The 13,911-nt window shown below is 71.1% G+C and carries 12 protein-coding genes, 1 tRNA gene and 1 other RNA gene; 5 read left to right on the top strand and 9 right to left on the bottom strand.

Annotation, left to right across the window (positions count from 1 at the left end; genetic code table 11):
* Positions 1–23: 23 nt before the first annotated feature.
* From BGN98_RS10195 to ffs, 3 genes are all read right to left on the bottom strand, one after another.
* Positions 24–1,214, bottom strand: coding sequence for an acetate/propionate family kinase (locus BGN98_RS10195; protein ID WP_061682720.1), 1,191 nt, complete (start codon positions 1,212–1,214; stop codon positions 24–26).
* Positions 1,211–3,361: a phosphate acetyltransferase gene (gene pta / locus BGN98_RS10190; protein ID WP_061682718.1), complete on the bottom strand. Its 2,151-nt coding sequence runs from the start codon at positions 3,359–3,361 to the stop codon at positions 1,211–1,213. Before pta ends, BGN98_RS10195 begins: the two co-directional genes overlap by 4 nt.
* A 129-nt stretch (positions 3,362–3,490) precedes the next feature.
* Positions 3,491–3,587: signal recognition particle sRNA small type (ffs, locus tag BGN98_RS10185), an RNA gene on the bottom strand.
* An 82-nt stretch (positions 3,588–3,669) separates the two neighbouring features.
* Here ffs and BGN98_RS10180 point away from each other — a divergent pair.
* From BGN98_RS10180 to BGN98_RS10170, 3 genes are read left to right on the top strand one after another with little or no spacing between them, the layout of a single operon-like run.
* Positions 3,670–4,650 (top strand): AAA family ATPase, encoded by a 981-nt coding sequence (locus tag BGN98_RS10180; RefSeq protein WP_288121269.1) that lies wholly within the window; start codon positions 3,670–3,672, stop codon positions 4,648–4,650.
* Between the two features lie 13 nt (positions 4,651–4,663).
* Complete coding sequence (locus BGN98_RS10175) at positions 4,664–5,953, top strand: DUF58 domain-containing protein (RefSeq protein ID WP_288121267.1); 1,290 nt, start codon at positions 4,664–4,666, stop codon at positions 5,951–5,953.
* A complete protein-coding gene (locus BGN98_RS10170) occupies positions 5,940–8,180 on the top strand; it encodes a transglutaminase TgpA family protein (RefSeq protein ID WP_288121265.1) in 2,241 nt (746 codons plus the stop codon). The genes BGN98_RS10175 and BGN98_RS10170 overlap by 14 nt, the downstream gene beginning before the upstream one ends.
* Positions 8,181–8,202: 22 nt before the next feature.
* On the opposite strand, the gene BGN98_RS10165 is transcribed toward BGN98_RS10170, so the two are convergent.
* The 3 genes from BGN98_RS10165 to BGN98_RS10155 all read right to left on the bottom strand — a co-directional run bounded on the left by BGN98_RS10165 (position 8,203) and on the right by BGN98_RS10155 (position 11,575).
* A complete protein-coding gene (locus BGN98_RS10165) occupies positions 8,203–9,615 on the bottom strand; it encodes a dicarboxylate/amino acid:cation symporter (RefSeq protein WP_016464432.1) in 1,413 nt (470 codons plus the stop codon).
* Between the two features lie 213 nt (positions 9,616–9,828).
* Complete coding sequence (locus tag BGN98_RS10160; RefSeq protein WP_005051312.1) at positions 9,829–10,233, bottom strand: arsenate reductase ArsC; 405 nt, start codon at positions 10,231–10,233, stop codon at positions 9,829–9,831.
* Between the two features lie 19 nt (positions 10,234–10,252).
* A complete protein-coding gene (locus BGN98_RS10155; RefSeq protein WP_288121263.1) occupies positions 10,253–11,575 on the bottom strand; it encodes an FAD-dependent oxidoreductase in 1,323 nt (440 codons plus the stop codon).
* An 88-nt stretch (positions 11,576–11,663) separates the two neighbouring features.
* Here BGN98_RS10155 and BGN98_RS10150 point away from each other — a divergent pair, with 88 nt between their 5' ends.
* Both BGN98_RS10150 and BGN98_RS10145 read left to right on the top strand, forming a co-directional pair.
* Positions 11,664–12,011 carry an ArsR/SmtB family transcription factor gene (locus tag BGN98_RS10150; protein WP_288121261.1) on the top strand — a complete coding sequence of 116 codons (348 nt, stop codon included), beginning with the start codon at positions 11,664–11,666 and terminating at the stop codon, positions 12,009–12,011.
* A complete protein-coding gene (locus tag BGN98_RS10145; protein WP_231860835.1) occupies positions 12,008–12,355 on the top strand; it encodes a GNAT family N-acetyltransferase in 348 nt (115 codons plus the stop codon). Before BGN98_RS10150 ends, BGN98_RS10145 begins: the two co-directional genes overlap by 4 nt.
* Before the next feature lies 1 nt (position 12,356).
* Here the strand turns inward: BGN98_RS10145 and BGN98_RS10140 are convergent.
* The 3 genes from BGN98_RS10140 to BGN98_RS10130 form a co-directional block, all read right to left on the bottom strand.
* Positions 12,357–12,445 (bottom strand) — tRNA-Ser (locus BGN98_RS10140).
* A 123-nt stretch (positions 12,446–12,568) separates the two neighbouring features.
* Complete coding sequence (locus tag BGN98_RS10135) at positions 12,569–12,910, bottom strand: hypothetical protein (RefSeq protein ID WP_051498752.1); 342 nt, start codon at positions 12,908–12,910, stop codon at positions 12,569–12,571.
* A 218-nt stretch (positions 12,911–13,128) separates the two neighbouring features.
* Positions 13,129–13,833, bottom strand: coding sequence for an NUDIX hydrolase (locus BGN98_RS10130; RefSeq protein ID WP_061682704.1), 705 nt, complete (start codon positions 13,831–13,833; stop codon positions 13,129–13,131).
* Between the last annotated feature and the right edge of the window lie 78 nt (positions 13,834–13,911).

Genomic DNA, 13,911 nt, shown 5'->3' with positions numbered 1-13,911 from the left:
GTGGCCCGGGTGTGACCCGCGCGTCACGATGCGACGACGGCGAGCGTCTGCCGGGCGATCTCCAGCTCTTCGTTCGTGGGGACCACGAGGACGGTGACCGAGGAGTCGTCGGCGGAGATGGTGCGGATGCCGCGCTCGCGCGCCTCGTTGCGCTCCGGATCGAGACGGATGCCGAGGAAGCCCAGGGTCGCCATCGCCTCCGCGCGCACGAGCGGCGAGTTCTCCCCCACCCCGGCGGTGAACGAGATGACATCCACGCCGCCGAGCTGGGCGATGTAAGCGCCGATGTAGGCTCGCAGCCGGTGGATGTAGACGTCGAAGGCGAGCATCGCCGCCCCCGCGCCCTCGGCACGGCGGTCCTCGATGTCGCGCATGTCGGACACGCCGGCGAGGCCCACCATGCCGCTGCGCTTGTTGAGGAACTCGTCCAGTTCGCCCGGGCTCATCTCCTCGCGGCGCGCCAGCACGAGCAGCACCGACGGATCGAGGTCGCCGGAGCGGGTCCCCATGACGAGGCCCTCCAGCGGCGTGAGTCCCATGGAGGTGTCGACGGAGTGCCCACCGTCGATCGCCGTGATCGAGGCGCCGTTGCCCAGGTGCAGCACGAGCTGCTTGAGCTCTCGCAGAGGCCGCTCCACATACGCCGCGGCGGCCTCGCTGACGAACTTGTGACTGGTGCCGTGGAAGCCGTAGCGGCGGATGCGGTGCTTGCGCGCGATCGTCTGGTCGATCGCATAGGTGTACGCCGCCGGCGGGAGGGTCTGGTGGAACGCCGTGTCGAACACCGCGATGTGCGGCAGCGCGGGGAAGGCCGCACGGGCTGCGCGGATGCCCTGCAGCGCGCCGGGGTTGTGCAGCGGCGCGAGCACCGACAGCTCGTCGATGTTGATCTCGACCAGATCGTCGATCAGCGTCGGGCGGAAGAAGCGGGCGCCGCCCTGGACGACGCGGTGCCCCACCGCCGACGGCGGGGTCTCGACCAGCGACGGACCGTACTCCTCGAACGCGTCGAGCATCACGCGGAAGCCGGCGGTGTGGTCGGGGATCGGCAGTTCGCGCGAGTGATCGGCATCCCCCACCTTGTGGCGGGCCGAGCCGGTCTCCTGTCCGATGCGCTCGACGAGACCCGACGCGAGCGCCGTCTGGGACTCGACGTCGACGAGCTGATACTTGAACGACGAGGAGCCGCTGTTGATGACGAGGACGACGGTCATGCGTTGTTTCCCTGCTGCTGGTTCTGCGCCTGGATCGCCGTGATGGCGATCGTGTTGACGATGTCTTCGACCAGCGCACCGCGCGACAGGTCGTTGATGGGCTTGTTGAGTCCCTGGAGCACCGGCCCCATGGCGACCGCGCCGGCGGAGCGCTGCACCGCCTTGTAGGTGTTGTTGCCGGTGTTGAGGTCGGGGAAGACGAACACGGTCGCCCGTCCCGCGACGGCGGAGTCGGGCATCTTCGCCTTGGCGACGGCAGCGTCGGCCGCGGCGTCGTACTGGATCGGGCCTTCGACCAGCAGCTCGGGGGCGCGCTCGCGGACGAACGCCGTGGCTTCGCGGACCTTGTCGACGTCCTCCCCCGACCCGGACTCGCCGGTGGAGTACGACAGCATCGCGATGCGCGGCTCGATGCCGAACTGACGTGCCGTGGCGGCCGACGAGATGGCGATGTCCGACAGCTGCGCGGCGGTCGGGTCGGGGATCACGGCGCAGTCACCGTAGACGAGCACGCGGTCGGCGAGCGCCATGAGGAACACACTGGAGACGACTGAGACGCCCGGGCGCGTCTTGATGATCTCGAACGCGGGTCGGATGGTGTGCGCCGTCGTGTGGGCGGCACCCGACACCATGCCGTCGGCCAGCCCCAGGTGCACCATCATCGTGCCGAAGTACGACACGTCGGTGATGGTGTCGGCCGCCTTCTCGTACGTGATGCCCTTGTGCTTGCGCAGCTCGGCGTACTCCTCGGCGAAGCGGTGCACGATCTGCGGGTCGAACGGGCTCAGCACCTGCGCGGCGCTCAGGTCGAGGCCGAGCTCCACCGCGCGACCACGCACCTCCGCCTCGTCGCCGAGGATCGTCAGGTCGGCGATGCCACGGGCGAGCACGGTGGCCGCCGCCCTCAGCACGCGGTCGTCGCCGCCTTCCGGCAGCACGATGCGCTTACGGCCGGTACGGGCGCGCTCCAGGAGCTGGTACTCGAACATCAGCGGCGTCACGACGGTGGAGTGGGCGAGCCCGAGCGCACGCGTGAACTCGTCGGTGTCGACGTGCTGCTCGAACAGGGCCAGCGCCGTGTCGTAGCGGCGCTGGGAGCCGGCGGCGAGGCGGCCGCGGGTGCTCATGACCCGGACGGCGGTGTCGTACGTGTCCAGGTCGGTCTGGATGATCGGCAGCGGCGAGTCCAGTCCCACCATGAGGTCCTGCACGGCCGGCGGCAGCGGGAACGGACCGTTGAGGATGATGCCCGCGATCGAGGGGAAGGTGCCCGACGAGTTCGCCAGCAGCAGTCCGAGCAGCACCTCGGTGCGATCGGCCGGCACGATGACGATGGCACCCTCGGTGAGGCGCGGGAGGATGTTGTTGAGCGACATGCCCGCGACGACCACGTCCAGCACTTCGCGCACGAGCAGCGCCTCGTCACCACGAAGAAGCGTGCCGCCGAGGGCGAGCATGATGTCGCGGACAGCCGGGGCGACGAGGAACACGTCTTCGGGGATGGACCACACCGCGACCTCGGCCTCACGATTGCCGTCGACCGCGGGCACGCCGCGCACGACGTCGCCGATCGCCGCGTTGATCTCGTCGAGGTGCGCGGGGTCGGCGCGGTTGGTGATGACCGCGAACAGCTCGGCGCGCTGGTGCGTGATGTCGGTGAGGGCGAGTTCGGTGAGCTGCGCCAGCTGCTGTGGCGTGCGCGGAACGCTCACCCCGAGGCGGTCGCCCTGGTCTGCCCGACCGTTGAGCACGACCAGCACGGGAGCGCCGAGGTTCGCCGCGATGCGGGCGTTGTAGCCGAGCTCGCTGGTCGAGCCGACGTCCGTGAAGTCGCTGCCGACCACGACGACCGCGTCGCACTTCGCCTCGACGGCCTTGAACCGCTCGACGATGCGCGAGAGCGCGGCATCCGGGTCTCGTCGCACGTCATCGTAGGTGACGCCCACGGCCTCCTCGTAGTCGAGGTCGACGCCGATGTGATCGAGGAGCATCTCGAGCACGTAGTCGCGTTCGTCGATCGAACGGGCGATGGCCCGGAACACGCCCACCCGGGGGGTGGATCGAGTCAGTGCGTCGAGCACTCCGAGGACGATGGTCGATTTGCCGGACAGTCCCTCGGTGGAGGTGATGTAGATGCTCTGCGCCACGGGTTCCAGCCTAGGTGGGGGTCGCTGGAGGCCGGGAGGGATCTGCCGGAGAAAACCTTCCGCCGGGACGGAAGCAGCGATCCGGACGGGTGGCGCACGCCGACGCACGCGCCGAAAGCCCCCGGGCAAAAGAAAGACTCTCCGCGAACCCGGCAGAGCCTGGTTACCCTTGCTACGTTTCCGTCCTGGGGGAGTTGGCCTGGGTGCCGCCTCGCGGAGAGCTGTATGCGAGTTTACCCGACGACGGGCTCCCGCCTCGCCAGTCGGGTTAGCATCGAGCGAGCACCGCCGCTGAGACAGGGAGACGCATGCCCGACCACCCGCTCACCGCCGAATCGTTCGCCCGCGCGGCCGAGGCCGTCGAGTCCTCGATCACGCGCGTCATCGACGGCAAGCCGGATGCCGTGCGCGCCGCCCTCGTCTGCCTCCTCGCCGAAGGACACCTCCTCATCGAGGATGTGCCCGGGGTCGGTAAGACGATGCTGGCGCGGGCGCTGGCGGCATCCGTCGACGCGAGCGTGCGTCGCATCCAGTTCACGCCCGACCTCCTCCCGGGCGATGTGACGGGGGTGAGCGTCTACAACCCGGTCGATCGCGAGTTCGAATTCAAGCCGGGTGCCGTCTTCGCTCAGATCGTCATCGCCGACGAGATCAACCGGGCCTCACCGAAGACGCAGTCGGCTCTTCTGGAGGCGATGGAGGAGCATCAGGTCACCGTCGACGGCACCAGCCACGCGCTGGCCGACCCGTTCCTCGTCGTCGCGACACAGAACCCGCTCGAGATGGAGGGCACGTATGCCCTGCCCGAGGCGCAGCGCGACCGCTTCATGATGCGCATCTCCATGGGCTATCCGGATGCCGAGAGCGAAGTCCTGATGCTGCGTCAGCGCGAGCGCATCAACCCTCTCGACGCGCTCACTCCCGTGCTCGGCGCCGGCGACGTCAGGGCCCTCATCGCCTGGGTGCGCGCCGTGCACGTCTCCCCCGCCGTCGAAGAGTACGCCGTCGGGCTGTCGCGGGCGACACGCGAGCACCCCGACCTGCGCCTCGGGGCGAGCCCCCGTGCGACCTTGCAGCTCGTGCGCGCCGCCAAGGTGCGCGCGGCGCTGGACGGACGCGAGTTCGTCATTCCGGATGACGTGGCGGCGCTCGTCGAGCCGGTGTTCGCTCATCGACTGATCGGGTCGCGTGGCACCGCGTCGGCTCGAGGCCGCTCCAGCACGGAGACGATCGGCGCCGTGCTGCGCGCGATCGTCGGCGCGGTGCGCGTGCCGCTCGCGACCCGCTGATCGAGAGCGCCCGATGCCCCGCTGGCCCCTGCTGTCTCGCCTGCCGCTGACCCTGCGCGGCCTGGGCGCACTGGTGCTCGCCGCGGTGTGCGGCATGCTGGCCCAGCGCTTCGGCATCGCGGAGCTCGCCTACGTGGGCGCACTGCTGGCGGCAGCCGTGGTCGTCAGCGCCGCCACCCTGTACCTGCTCCCGAGCTCCGCGCGGGCGACCCGCGCCTTCTCCCCCGACGTCGCCGCCGCCGGCAGTGAGGTGCGGGTGCGCCTCACCGTCGAGATCCGTTCCTCTCTGCCCACCAGCGAGGCGCGGTGGCGTGACGCCGTGCCCGACGGCGTGGTCGCGGCATCCACGGCCGGCGCCGCGCCGGACGGCGTGCTGCCGCCGACCGGGTCGGCGATCGCCGGCCCGTCGCAGGTCGAGGTCGACTACGCCGTGCGCGCCGAGCGCCGTGGACTTCGCCGCGTGGGGCCCTTGGCACTCGTGACGACCGATCCGTTCGGCTTCACACGGCGGCGCCGGACGGTCGGCGACACCTCGCCGCTGGTGATCGTGCCCGAGATCGTCGATCTCGGAGAGCTGCACGACCTCCCCGGCGACGCCGGGGGCAGCACCCGCAGCGTGACGGATCGGATGGGCCAGGGCGCCGACAACCTCATCCCGCGCACGTACGCGCCCGGCGACTCGATGCGACGCATCCACTGGCGCGCCAGCGCCCACCGCGACGAGCTGATGGTGCGTCAGGAGGAGCAGGAGACCACCCCGGAAGCCGTGGTCGTGCTCGATCGCGGCGCGGCGCGCTGGTCGCCCGCCGCCGGGCGCGCCGCAGGCGCGGACCCCACCTTCGAGACGGCGGTCTCCGCCTGCGTCTCGGCGACGGCGCGACTGGTCCGCGAAGGCTACCTCGTCACCGTCATCGACGCCGACGGCGCCGTACTGTGCGACCCGATCGAGGGCGGCGACACGGCGGGCGTCGAGCGTCTCGCCGTCGCCCTCGCCACGATCACCGCACGGCGCGATCTCCCCCTCGAGGCGCTCGCCCGATTGTTCACGGGAATCGCGGCCGGTCCCGTGATCGTCGTGACCGGTGGCCTGGCGGCTGCGGATGTCGTCGCGCTCGCACCCGTGCCGCACCACAGCACCATGCCGATCCTCCTCCTCGTGTCGGAGGCACAGGAGGTGCTGGCGGCCGCCGCCGACACCGGGTGGCGCGTCGGCGCGCTGACCGCGGGCGGCGACGTCGCGGCCGCCTGGAGCGACGCCCTGGCGTCGCGCGAGACCCGGAGCGTGCACCGTGCCGCCTCGTGAGCGGCGCCGCCACGGAGAGCTGCGCCTCGCACTGGCGCTGTGGCTCGGCATCCTGAGCACACTCGTTCCGCTCACCCGCGTCGTGCAGAGCGGCTCGTGGCTGTGGGGCGCGATCGCCCTGCCGTTCGCGCTGCTGGCGCTCGGCTACGGACTGCGCCGGCTGCGACTGCCGGTCATCGTCGTCACGATCATCGAGCTCGCCGCGTGGACCGGCACGGTCACCGCCGTCTTCTTCCCGGCGAACGCCCTTCTGGGTGTGATCCCGACCGGCGGCGTCGTGGAGGCGCTGCCCCGGATGATCACCACGGCATCCGCTCTCATCACGGACGGTGTCGCTCCCCTGGCGCCGACGCGGCCGCTCGTGTTCGTCATCGTCGCATCGCTCGGGCTTCTGACCGTCGCCCTCGATCACGTCGTCGTCACGGCGCGGATGCCGCTTCTGGCCAGCATCGCCCTGGTCGCCGTCTGGCTCATCCCCGCCATCGCCGTGCCGGCCGGGGTCGACATCGTGGCGTTCGTGGTGCTCGCGGCATCCGTGCTGCTGCTCATCCGCGCCGAGACCCGCACCCGCGAGGCGCGTACCGCCGGCGCATCCGCGCGCACGGTCAACGCGGGAGGGGTGACGGTCGTCGCCACCGCGATCGGCGCCGTCGCGATCATCGCCGCTCTCGCCGTCGGCCCCACGCTGCAGGCGTCGGTGCCCGCGGCGGGGTTCGGCACCTCCACGATGATCGATCCGTCGCTCGATCTCGGCAAGGACCTGCGCCGTCAGGACGGTGCGACCGTGCTCACCCTGCGCACCGACGGCACCCGTGTGCCGTACCTGCGCGTGGCGACGCTGTCGCTGTTCGACGGCACGGTCTGGCAGCCCGACCGCACGAGCACCGTCGATCTGAGCGCGGCACCGCTCGAGCCCGTCGATGTGTCCCCGGACATCGCGCTCACCCCGACGCGCACGACGGTCTCGATCAAGAACCTGGCGTCCGCCTACGCGCCCGTCCCCTACCCGGCCACCGAGGTCGACGGATTGGCCGGCGCGTGGCAGTTCGCCCCGTACAACCGCACCGTCGCCGGCGCGGCCGGGGCGACGCAGGGCCAGGAGTACACCGTCGTCTCCGACATCGCCCAGCCGACGCTCGAGCAGATCCGCGCGTCGTCGGCGGGAGGCGCGGGTGTGAGCCTCGACGTGGACTCCCTCCCCGCCGGCAGCCCGCCGATCATCGCGCAGCTCGCCCGTCAGGTCACCGCGCAGGCAGACACCGACTACGACAAGCTCATCGCGCTGCAGGATTGGTTCCGCGGTCCGGAGTTCACGTACTCGCTCGACGCGCCCGTGCAGGAGGGCTTCGACGGGCAGGGCGTCGACGCCGTGGCCGCCTTCCTCCAGGCCAAGAGCGGATACTGCGTGCACTTCGCGGGCGCCTTCGCCCTCATGGCACGCAGCCTCGGCATGCCGACCCGCATCGTCGTCGGGTTCCTCCCGGGCTCGTTCACCGGCCAGGTCGTCGACGGTCAGCGCGTCATCGACGTGACGGGTCGCCAGCTGCACGCGTGGCCGGAGGTCTCCTTCCGCGGCATCGGCTGGGTCCCGTTCGAGCCGACCAAGAGCCTCGGCACCGAGACGCGCTTCGACAGCGCCGCCTCGGCCCCGACCGCGGCGCCGACGACGTCGCCCCGTCCAGAGACGACCTCCGCGGCCACGACCGCCCCGCCGGCCGACGTGAACGACTCGCAGCAGGGGGCGCAGACGGATGCCGCGGGCTCCGGGCCCACCCTGATGGACCTCCGTCCGCTCCTCACCGTTCTGGGCGGCGTCGTCGTGGTCGCCGCACTGCCGGGACTGGCCGGGGCGGTCCGGCGGCTCATGCTGCGCCGGCGCGCAACGGTCGCCGCCGCCTGGCGACTCGTGCAGGACACCGCGATCGATGCGGGACTTCCCGTGCCGTCGTCGCGCTCTCCGCGTGCTTTCGGCGCCTTCCTCGTGGCCGCCGGTGGCGCGCCCGCGGAGGAGATGTCGCGGCTCGTGGCCGCCGTCGAGCGTGCGAACTACGCGGCGGACGCCGCGAGCGGGGGCCCGGATGCCGCAGCGATGAGCGCCGCCCTCGGCATCCGATCCGCCATGCTCGCGGCGATGCCGGCGGCGCGGCGGGCGCGCACGCTCGCGCTGCCGTGGTCGCTGGTGGTGCGGCCGGGCTCGGGATTCGCCGATCGCGGCGCGGCGGTCTGAACCGGCGCGCCGCGATCCGGCGTCAGCTGCGCGACAGCGCCGGGGCCTGCTCGTCCACGTCGTCGGCCGAGTCGTCGGCGAACGGCTCGCCGTCGCGCGGAGCGTCGTACAGCTCGCGGTTCAGAATGCCCTCGCGCTTGGCGACGATCGTCGGCACCAGGGCCTGGCCCGCGACGTTGACCGCCGTGCGTCCCATGTCGAGGATCGGGTCGATCGCGAGGAGCAGACCGACACCCTCCAGGGGCAGGCCGAGGGTGGAGAGGGTCAGCGTGAGCATGACCGTCGCGCCGGTGGTGCCGGCCGTGGCCGCCGAGCCCACGACCGAAACGAGGGCGATCAGCAGGTACGACACGATGTTCAGCTCGATGCCGAAGAACTGGGCGACGAAGATCGCGGCGATCGCCGGGTAGATGGCGGCGCAGCCGTCCATCTTGGTCGTGGCGCCCAGCGGCACCGCGAACGAGGCGTACTCGCGCGGCACGCCGAGGTTGCGCTCGGTCACACGCTGCGTCAGCGGCAGGGTGCCGATCGACGAGCGCGACACGAAGCCGAGCTGCACGGCCGGCCAGACGCCGGAGAAGTACTGCTTGATCGACAGGCCGTGGCTCTTGACGAGGATCGGGTAGACGACGAACAGCACCAGCACGAGTCCGGCGTAGACGGCCACGACGAACCAGACGAGCGTGAGCAGCTTGTCCGTGCCATACTGCACGACCGCCGAGGCGATGAGACCGAGCGTGCCGAGGGGCGCGATGCGGATGATCCACCAGAGCACCCGCTGCACGATCTTCAGCGACGACTGCGTGAACGAGACGAACGGCTCGGCGCGCTTGCCGACCTTGAGCGCCGCGATGCCGACGGCGACCGAGATGACGATGACCTGCAGCACGTTGAAGCCGACGGTCGAGGTGATCGCACCGGTCGACTCGCTCGCCGAGCTCGACACGGTGAGGCCGAGCACGTTCTGCGGGATCAGGCCCTTGAGGAAGTTCCACCACGTGCCGACGGTGTAGGGGGCGCCGGTCGTGAGCTGGTCGTGCGCGACGCGGTTGCCGGGCTGGATCGTGATGCCCAGGACGATGCCGATCGTCACCGCGATCAGAGCCGTGATCCCGAACCACAGCAGCGTCTGACCCGCCAGGCGGGCGGCGTTGGTGACGTTTCGCAGCTGCGTGATGCTGGCCACGACCGCGAGGAAGATGAGCGGGACGACGGCCGCCTTCAGCAGCGTGACATAGGACGAGCCGATGGTCGACAGGGTCGCGGCCAGGCCGTTGGGATTGCCCGCGGCATCCGGACCCAGATTCAGGGCGAGGATGCCGAGCAGGATGCCGGCGATCAGCGCGACCGTGATCTGGAAGCCGAACGACCGGTAGAAGGGCTTCTTCGGCTGGGGCGGACTCGCGGCGGGCGCGGTGGTGGAGGTGGAACTCATGAGGGGGGATATCTCCTGTTTCGGCGGATGCCGGGTGGAACTTCGCAGGGTGTCGACGTTACGTCGCGGCCGGCGCACTCGCGAGTCACGATGACGCACGATGACGCGGGTGACACGCGAGCGCGGACCGCCCGTCAGCCCAACGACGGCGATGACCGGTGCATTCCCGGCGGTCGGGATTCGGTTCCCGCTCCCCTCGAGAGCCGCAGCTTCTCAGCTCAGACTGGCGATGAGTTCCTGCACGCGCCCCTTGATGTCGTCACGCACCCCGCGGACGACCTCGACGGGCTGGCCCGCCGGGTCGGTCAGCTGCCAGTCCTCGTAGCGCTTTCCGGGGAAGATGGGGCATGCATCCCCGCATCCCATCGTGATGACGACGTCGGCCTGGCGCACGGCGTCCGTGGTCAGAATCTGCGGGGTGGCCGAGGACAGGTCGATGCCTTCTTCGGCCATCACGGCCACGGCGGCCGGGTTGACCGCGTTGCCCGGCTCGCTGCCGGCCGAGAACACATCGATGCGGTCGCCGGCGAGCGCACGGAGGTATCCGGCGGCCATCTGAGAGCGGCCGGCGTTGTGCACGCAGACGAAGAGGACGGCGGGCTTGGTGGAGTCGGTCATGGCATTCCTCGTTCGGGTGTCAGGAGAGGGCGGGCGCGGTCGGGATGATCGAGACGGGCTGAGGCGGCGGTGCGCAGCAGGCGCCGCCACGCGAAGCGCCCGAGGCGTCGAAGAGCCCGGCACCGCCGCACACGCCAGTATCGGGCAAGACCAGCTCGACACGCCGTGCGGCCTCGTGATCGCCCGCCACGTCGGCCACGACGCTGCGCACCTGCTCGTACCCGGTGAGCGCGAGAAAGGTCGGCGCGCGGCCGTACGACTTCGCGCCGACGATGAAGAAACCCGGTTCGGGGTGGGCGAGGTCGGCGGCGCCGGTGGCGGCGACCGAGCCGCACGAGTGCACGTTCGGGTCCACCTCGGCGGCGATGCGAACGGGAGCCTGCAAGGTGGAGTCGAGCTCCAGACGCAGCTCCGACAGGAACGACAAGTCGGGGCGGAACCCGGTGAGCACGACGGCCCTGTCGGCAGCGAGGTGACGACCGTCCTCCGCCACGAGGACCACGCCATCACCGGCATCCGTGACGCGTTCCACGCGGAACCCCGTCACGAGCGAGACGAGACCGGCATCCACGAACTCCTTCGCCCGGATGCCGAGGGCTCCGCGCGCGGGCAGCTCGTCTGCTTCACCCCCGCCGAACGCCTTCCGCGCGCTCGCACGACGCAGCGCCCAGGTCACCGTCGTGGACGGGTCGCGGCGCGCCATCCGTGCCAGGGCCAAGACCGCGGTGAGGGCGGAATGCCCGGAACCGACGACGACGGTGTGTCTGCCCTCGAATCCGGAGCGATCTCGGAAATCGGGGATGCGGTAGCTGAGCCGGTCGGCCGCCGCGCGCTCGCCGAGAGCCGGCAGACCGTCCGCACCCGCGGGGTTGGGGGTCTCCCACGTACCGGAGGCGTCGATGACGGCGCGTGCCGCGAGGCGATAGTCGTCGCCTCCGGTCGGTCGGACGTGCACCGTGAAGGGCTGATCGCCGCGGCCGGCATCGACGAGGCGGTCGCGTCCCGACCGCGAGACGCCGACGACGCGCGCGCCGTAACGAACACGATCGCCGAGTGCGTCGGCCAGCGGTGCGAGATAGCGACCGATCCACTGCGCGCCGGTGGGGTAGCCGCTCGGCGGCGGTGTCCAGCCCGTCGCGTCAAGGAGGCGAGCGCTGGCGGCATCGACGAGCTCGGACCAGTCGGAGAACAGCCGCACATGGCCCCACTCAGCCACCGCAGCGGCCGGAGTGTCTCCCGCTTCGAGCACGACGACCGGCATCCCGCGTTCGACGAGATGGGCGGCGGCGGCGAGCCCCTGGGGGCCGGCGCCGATCACGACGACGGGCAGTGCGTCATCCACCGGACTCCTCCTTCGTATCGACATCTGTCGATGGGTAAAGATTCCGGCATGCATCGACAGATGTCAATACGAGGTGCACAATCGAAAGATGCCGACGCTGCTGCCCCTCCTGACGAACACCGCCGACGGGTGCCGCTCGACCGCGCCCGCGAATGCATTGACGACGGACGATGCAGAGATCCTCGCCCGCACCTTCAAGGCGCTCGGCGACCCCACGCGGGTGCGCCTGCTGTCGCTGATCGCCGCATCGCCGGGCGGTGAAGCCTGCATCTGCGACCTCACCGCACCGGTCGGCCTGTCCCAGCCGACCGTGTCCCACCACATGAAGCTTCTCGTGGATGCCGGGCTCGCCACGCGTGAGCAGCGCGGGCGCTGGGCGTACTTCCGCGTCGTCACCGATGCCCTCGACCAGGCCGCGAACGCGCTCCGCCCGTGAAGACGGTCGCGATCCGCGCGATGCGGCCCGAAGATTGGCCGGAGGTGGAGGCGATCTATCACGAAGGCCTCGCCACGGGAAACGCAAGCTTCGAGGCTGAGCCGCCCACCTGGGAGGCCTTCGACACCGGCAAGCTCGGCGTCGGCCGGTTGGTCGCCGTCGACGCCGACGGCGGCGTCACGGGATGGGTCGCGGCATCCGCCGTCTCGACCCGCGCGGTGTACCGCGGCGTCGTCGCGGGTCAGTGGCGCGACACCGATCCTGGTCGAACGTCGCCGCCCCGACGGAGCGCCGTCACGCGAGAACCCCGCCCAGGCTTTCGCGTGGACGGGGTTCTCGGCTGAGCGGAAGTGACAGGATTTGAACCTGCGAGGCGAGTTACCCCGCCTACATGGATTCCAGCCATGCTCCTTAGGCCGCTCGGACACACTTCCGTCGACGATCCTATCAGCCGCCGCGACGGCCGTTGTCGCTCACGCGGTCGCGAGAAGGTCCCCGGCCAGCGGCAGCTGCGGCACCTGCGTGAACCGCCACGCCCCGGCATCCGCGGGGCTGAGTCACCACACCAGGTCGAATCGATCCCCCGGCCACGCGGCGGGCGGGGGCGGGTCGATCGATCCGAGGTGGCTCAGGATGTCGGGGATCAGCTCGTGCTCCCAGGCGACGAGCGTGCACCCCGTCGTCGTACGCAGCGCCGCGGCAAGCGCGGCCGTGTCGTCCTTCTTCCACGTCGTCTCCAGAGCGAGCCCCAACCTCGCGGCCAGCGGCGTCACCGTCTGCGCAGGGCGTTTGCTCCCCGCGGAGCACGCCGAGAGCGTCAGCGCCGCTGCAGAACCCACGCCCGCGGTCAGGAGGGTCCGTCGCGAGAGTGCGTCGCGCGCCTGCCGACGTTCGTCCATGTGTTCCTTCTCCGATCGTGCTCGCCGATCGTCACACGCCGGTCCGCGCCAACTCCACGGACCGAGCAGGTTCATCGGGCGTGCTGACGAAACGCCCAGCAGCCACACGGAACGCGGGGTCGCAAACGGCGCTCACGACGTCGCGCGCACCGCAGATCGCGCCACCGTTCCGGGCCCGCGCCGCCGCGGGCACAGGGCGCCCCGCCTAAATCGGCAGCCTAGATCGGCAGCGGTATGCGCCGGGTCTGGGCGCCCAGGTCCCACGGCTCGGTCCAGCCGAGCCGGTCGAACAGCGCGTCGATCACCATCGCGGTGAAACCCCAGACGAGGTGGCCCTGCACCTCGAAGGCGGGCCCGCGCCACGTCTGCCCTTCGCGCTCGATCACGGTCACCCCACGGTTGCGCGCATCGAGGAGGTCGGCCACCGGGGCGCGGAACACCGCAGCGGACTCCGCATCGTCGACGACACGCACGGGCGACGGATGCCGCCACCACCCCAACACGGGCGTGACGAGGTGCCCGGAGAACTCCAACGGCACCGGCGGCAGCGCGCCCAGCACCTCGACGCCGGCCGGATCGAGCCCCGTCTCCTCCTCGGCTTCGCGCAGTGCGGCCGCGATGGGCCCGGCATCCGCGGGGTCGAGGCGTCCTCCGGGAAACGCAACCTGTCCCGGATGAGCGCGGAGCGTGGTCGCCCGTTCGAGCAGCAGGACGTCGAGATCGCGCGAGACCGCGGCATCCTGCGCCGCGTGTGCGCTCTGTACGTCATCGAGCACGCCGAACAGAATCAGCACCGCGGCGGCGCGCGGCGAGACGCCTGCGGGCAGGTGCCGCAGCGGGGCTGCCCAGTCCCGGCCATCGCGAGCCAGAGCGGTCAGCTCGGCGCGTGCCCCGACGACGGGAGCGGCGGAGTCGGAGGGCACCCGTTCAGGCTACGACGCGCCGACCGCTACGGCGACGCACGGAACTCACCCGAAGCGAAAGGAGGGGCCCGGTCAAGG

This window comes from Microbacterium sp. 69-7 (genome assembly GCF_001897985.1).
GTDB lineage: Bacteria > Actinomycetota > Actinomycetes > Actinomycetales > Microbacteriaceae > Microbacterium > Microbacterium laevaniformans.
Note: the sequence above shows the minus strand (reverse complement) of the source record. Positions and strands in the feature narration are given on the sequence as shown.